The sequence below is a fragment of the Rhizorhapis sp. SPR117 genome (assembly GCF_021742065.1).
In genome coordinates, this window is record NZ_JAKKIE010000123.1 from 1 (window position 1) to 4,772 (window position 4,772).

4 protein-coding genes are annotated in these 4,772 nt (G+C 61.0%); 3 read left to right on the top strand and 1 reads right to left on the bottom strand.

Annotation, left to right across the window (positions count from 1 at the left end; genetic code table 11):
- Positions 1–123 precede the first annotated feature (123 nt).
- The gene (locus tag L3X40_RS20940; RefSeq protein WP_237367292.1) at positions 124–789 is read left to right on the top strand and encodes a hypothetical protein; all 666 of its coding nucleotides are present in this window, start codon (positions 124–126) and stop codon (positions 787–789) included.
- 5 nt (positions 790–794) lie between these two features.
- Here L3X40_RS20940 and L3X40_RS20945 read toward each other — a convergent pair whose 3' ends face one another.
- Complete coding sequence (locus L3X40_RS20945; protein WP_237367293.1) at positions 795–1,487, bottom strand: SprT-like domain-containing protein; 693 nt, start codon at positions 1,485–1,487, stop codon at positions 795–797.
- 721 nt (positions 1,488–2,208) lie between these two features.
- Here L3X40_RS20945 and L3X40_RS20950 point away from each other — a divergent pair.
- Positions 2,209–2,610 (top strand): hypothetical protein, encoded by a 402-nt coding sequence (locus L3X40_RS20950; RefSeq protein ID WP_237367294.1) that lies wholly within the window; start codon positions 2,209–2,211, stop codon positions 2,608–2,610.
- Positions 2,607–4,535 carry a relaxase/mobilization nuclease domain-containing protein gene (locus tag L3X40_RS20955; protein WP_237367295.1) on the top strand — a complete coding sequence of 643 codons (1,929 nt, stop codon included), beginning with the start codon at positions 2,607–2,609 and terminating at the stop codon, positions 4,533–4,535. The genes L3X40_RS20950 and L3X40_RS20955 overlap by 4 nt, the downstream gene beginning before the upstream one ends.
- Positions 4,536–4,772 lie beyond the last annotated feature (237 nt).

Below are 4,772 nucleotides of genomic sequence, written 5' to 3' on the forward strand. Positions count from 1 at the left end.
GGACCGGCATTCCCACAGAAACGGCTTCAGCCCCTCCACTTGATCCTACCGGCATCAGCCGGTCAGTCATTCAGCTTTCTTTTGCGCGTGATTTTGGATGACGCGCGAAAGGGGGAATAATTCATGAACGGATTCTCTGGCATCGATCCGACATATCATAAAGAACTGTTTCGCGTGACAGACCGCATGCGGCGTCTGAAAACCGATCCCGAATCCTTCACTATCCAAGAATACAGAAATCTCCTTGCAGAGTTGTGCGGGAGTTTCCGGCAATCCTTCGACAACGGATTGAACGATGCCATAAATTTCGGAGCGGGGCTGGCTGCGAATGAAGCTTATCGGATGGAAGCCCAAGCCGTCGTTCGCGACATGAAAGCATTTTCTCGTTTTCTGGATTTTGAGAAGAAAACTCTGGTCGCCTGTGGCGCTACTGAAGAAGCCGCAAGCGATATGGTCTCCGAAATCACGAACCTGCGGGAACAGATAGCCGTCACTCACTATGATGCGGACGTGGTGCGGGAATGTGCAGAGAGATACCGCGATGGTATCTGCCGGGCGTCCGAAGAAGTCACGGAATACGTGAAAAGCGAACAAACGCAATTGAAAGATAAGAAGAGAGCGCTTGCGACTTACGGGACGGCAATAACTCTTGCAAACGCGAGCGGGATTGCCATCACGGGCGGCGCGGCTGCGCCATTCCTTCTGTTGTCATCCGCTATCGGGGGTTCGATGCTTTTTGGACGCGGTGTTCTGCCGGACAGGACGCAGGAACCGCCGCGCCTCAATTGACGAACTCAATCCTTCGGGACCATCGCCACCATATGGTCGCCGCAGACAAGCTTCGCGTCATGCTTTGCCCAGGCCTTGAGATCACAGTCCGGGCAGCAATAGCGCAGGCGTTTGCCGCTTTTCTCGGGCGGCGGGGCTTCGCCGCCGCCCTCGGGCTGGAAGGACGGCCGTATCGCCGTTTCCTTCCAGGCGATTGTGAACTCTTTCGCGATCAGCTTTTTCGCGGCGGCCTCGAAAGGGCCGCCGGCGACGATCATGTGAGCGACGCTTTCGCCGGTCTCCTTGCCGCCTTCCGCGCCGCTATCAGTCGGCTGAAGCCCAAGCGTTTTCATCTTCTCCGCCCATTCGCGGTTATGATAGCGCCCGCGTCCCGGCGACCCAAAATGATGCTGCCACAGATGCACCATTTCATGGACGAGGGTGGCGAGGATATCGACGACCGGGCGGTCCCCGAAAGCGAGCGGATTGAGGGCGATTTCGTCGGCGGGTTTTCCGTCCTGATTGCTGAACTTGTCGCCCGCGAAATACCCGAAGCTGCCTTTGCGGCGCTGCAACGTAATGAGCGCATTGGGCAGAGCGTTGTCGAACAGCGCCTTGTTGAAATGCTCATAAGCCTGCTGGAAACGATCATAGGTTTCGCGCGTCGGCTTGAGCTGAAAATCGGCGGCGGGCACAAGCCCAGGCGTCTGCATGTTCATGACGGGCCATCCTTTCAGGCGGCCTGACCTTTTGGGATGTACATTCCAAAACAAGCCAGGCTGCGGATCAGTGATGGCGTTGAATATCGTGCGCCCCGCGCTCCTTTTTCCCCGCGCAAACCTCGTGCAGCGCATTCGTTGATAGTGTAATCTGCATGACAACAGCACAGCGTCGGCGTGCAGATTTCCAAATCCCGCCCGTCCTCTGGTATAATTGAATATAACAGGGGAAGTTCAGATTAGAGACTTGTACAAGGTGTGCGTGGTACTACCACGCGCACCTTGCGGGGGGACTCTCCGGTCCCCCGCGAACCCCCCTCAGGGCATCCGTAAGGCTGCGAATCCGCTTGTGGCGTATTCGGTCCAACGGATGCGTTCAGCCGGGCGCATGAATGCTGGCGGGCATCGAGCCCGCCCCGGCTGAGGGCAACATTTCGGTGTTGCATCCCGACCATGGAGACTGCCGCTCTCCCTGGACCCATCGCGCAAAGGGCTTCCGCGCCCCTTGCAACCCAAGTCCGCCATAGCCTCTGGCGACGGCGGAACGGTCAGGACTTTCGTGTCCTGAACCACGACCCGCCGTCGCCCCTTGCGGGTTACGGCGCGCTTTGCCGGTGACGGCAGCGAAAGGGAGACTTCGGCTCTCCCTTTGGAAACCCATCGCCCAGGGGCATGGCTGCGCCCTTGGTACGAAGGCGGGGGACCCCTCGCGGTGGCGCTCATGCGCGCGCGGTTTGCGCGCGGCGGCGGGCGGATTGGTGCAGCTATTTGTTTTGGCATGACGGAGAGATCGAGACGCGACGCCCCCATTTCCTATCGCCCGCCCGAAGCGCTGCGGGAGGAATTTCATGCGCGCGTGGCCCGGTCGGGCCTCTCCCTCAATGCCTTCATCACCCAATCCGTTTTCGCCGATGACGCGCCCCGGCAGGCGCGGCGTGCGCCTGTGGAGCAGCAGGAGATCGCGCGTCTTCTGGCCGAGACGGCGCGCCTCCATGACCGCCTCCATGATTGCCTGGGGGCGGTGGGCGTCGATGGTCTCGACGCCGCGCTGCTTGCAGACGCTATGCGCGATCTTCGCGACATTCGCGCCGCGTGCCTGTCTGCTTTGGGGCGCAAGCCATGATCCCCAAAGCCAGCCAGCGTGCCGGCGGGCAGGACCTCGCCACCCATCTGCTCAACGCCCACGACAATGAATATGTCGAGTTGGCGGAGGTCCGGGGCGCGGTCGCGGATGATCTGCACGGCGCGTTCGCTGAGTGGGAGGCGATTGCGCATAACCTGACCAGGTGCCGGAATTACCTCTACAGCCTGTCGGTCAATCCCGATCTGGGTCAGGGGCAGCTCAGCCGCGATCAGTACCGCGATTATGCCGATCGCGTCGAGAAGGCGCTCGGTTTGACGGGCCAGCCGCGCGCCTTGGTGTTCCACATCAAAGAGGGGCGCGAGCATTGTCACATCGTCTGGTCGCGCATCGATGCGCGGGCCGGCAAGGCGATCCACCAGCCGTTCGATCATGACAAGCTGATGATGGTGACGCGGGAGTTTGCCCGCGACCATGGGCTGGCCCTTCCTGCCGGGTACGAGCGCGGTGGTGATGACCGGAAGAAAAAATCTCTGTACGAGACGCAGCAGGAGCGCAATTCCGGCATCACCAAAGAAGAGCGCATGGCGGCGGTGACGGCGGCGTGGAAGCGCAGCGACAGCCCGCGCGCCTTTGTCCGGGCGCTGGAGGAAATGGGCTATGTGCTCGCCACCGGCAACCGGCCTTATGTGCTGGTCGATCTTTACGGCAACATGAACGCCCTGCCGAAAATGATCGACGACCGCAGCGTGCGAACGAAGGATATCAGCGCTTTTCTGGAATCCGAGTTCCCGCCGGATTCATTGCCGACCGTGGATGAAGCGAAGGCGCTGGTCGCCGCGCACCGGCAAGCGCGGGAGGATTTTGTCAAATCCGGGCGCGATGCCAAAAAGCTCGATCTTCTGAAAGCCGCGCAAGGTGCGCGGCGCAGCAAGATCGAGGCGGCGCAAGCCGCGATGCTGACACGGCATAGGGACGAGAAGCTGGCGCTCGCGAAAGAGCATACTGCCGCGCGACGGCAGGTGAAGGCGCTCTATCTCGATGAAGTGCGGCGCGTGAAGGAATCGCGGTTGGCGGCAAAGCCGACCGGGCTGGCGGCGTTTCTCGGGCGCGTCACGGGTGTGAGCTTTGTGATCGGGAAGATCCACAAGCATCAGGACGCGCAGCGTCATGCCGCGTATCAAGCGGAGAAGGCGGCGCTTGTGGAAAGGCAGGTCGATGCCAAACGTATGCTCGATCATCGGCACCTGTTGCAGGTGATGGACGCCGCGCGGGAAGTGCGCGCGCTGGCGCAGATCGAGGCGCGCGAGCTGAAAAGCTATGAAGTGTCGCAGCGTCGGCAGGAGCGGATGGCGCAGCGCCAGGGGCATGATCATATGTCGGCGCTCAATCTCACGCTGAAGCCGAAAGGCCGGTCGGCAGTGCCGCATAAAGCGAAGGATCGTTACCGGGCGCGGGACCGGCAGCGTGATGATGATCGGCATGATGATCGGCGTCATCACCTGTCGAAAGATCAGGACATCGTCATCGCCGTCGATCGGCGGCCTGAAGATGATCGCAGTAATTTGCGCAAGGCGTTCGGCGCGGCGGTGAAGAAGCGGGCGGAGAAGGCGGATGCTGAAAAGTCCGGCAAGGTTGCTGGTAAGGGTGAAAGCGCGCGCGGCGGGCGTGGTGGTGGTGGTGATGGTGGCGATGGCGCTGCTCGTCGGCGGCAGCGGACGCGGCGGCGAGAGCAGGAGATCGAGGTGCCGGACGATCAGGTCCCGGTGTTTGAAACCCCGCCCCCGGACATGCCGGAGCCCCATTGGACCGAGCTGCCGCTGGCCGACAAGTTCCATGACGCCGCGCGGGACCGTGATGAGGCCGGTAGCGAAAACGGCGCGGGCGGGCGGCGGATCAAGCCATCGCGGTCAGCGCGGGGGAACGAGCGCGGCGATGATGACCGGGATTTTGAGCGGGAGCGGTAAGCTTAGCACGTCCTTGCGCGTCACATTCGACCGGTCGGCCAAACCGTGGCACATGTATTTACATAATCAAAGTCATTGAGGGTAATCCAAGCAATCATATGGCGATTCTGGTCGTTGATCGTTGCCTCTTCTGAGCAAGTACAGCTAAATTCGATCATTCACTAGTCACCTGAATCCGAAGTTCGCTTCATTGTTTTCTGGCAGAAGCGTTTGACGGCGGCGAGGATCTCGTCGGCG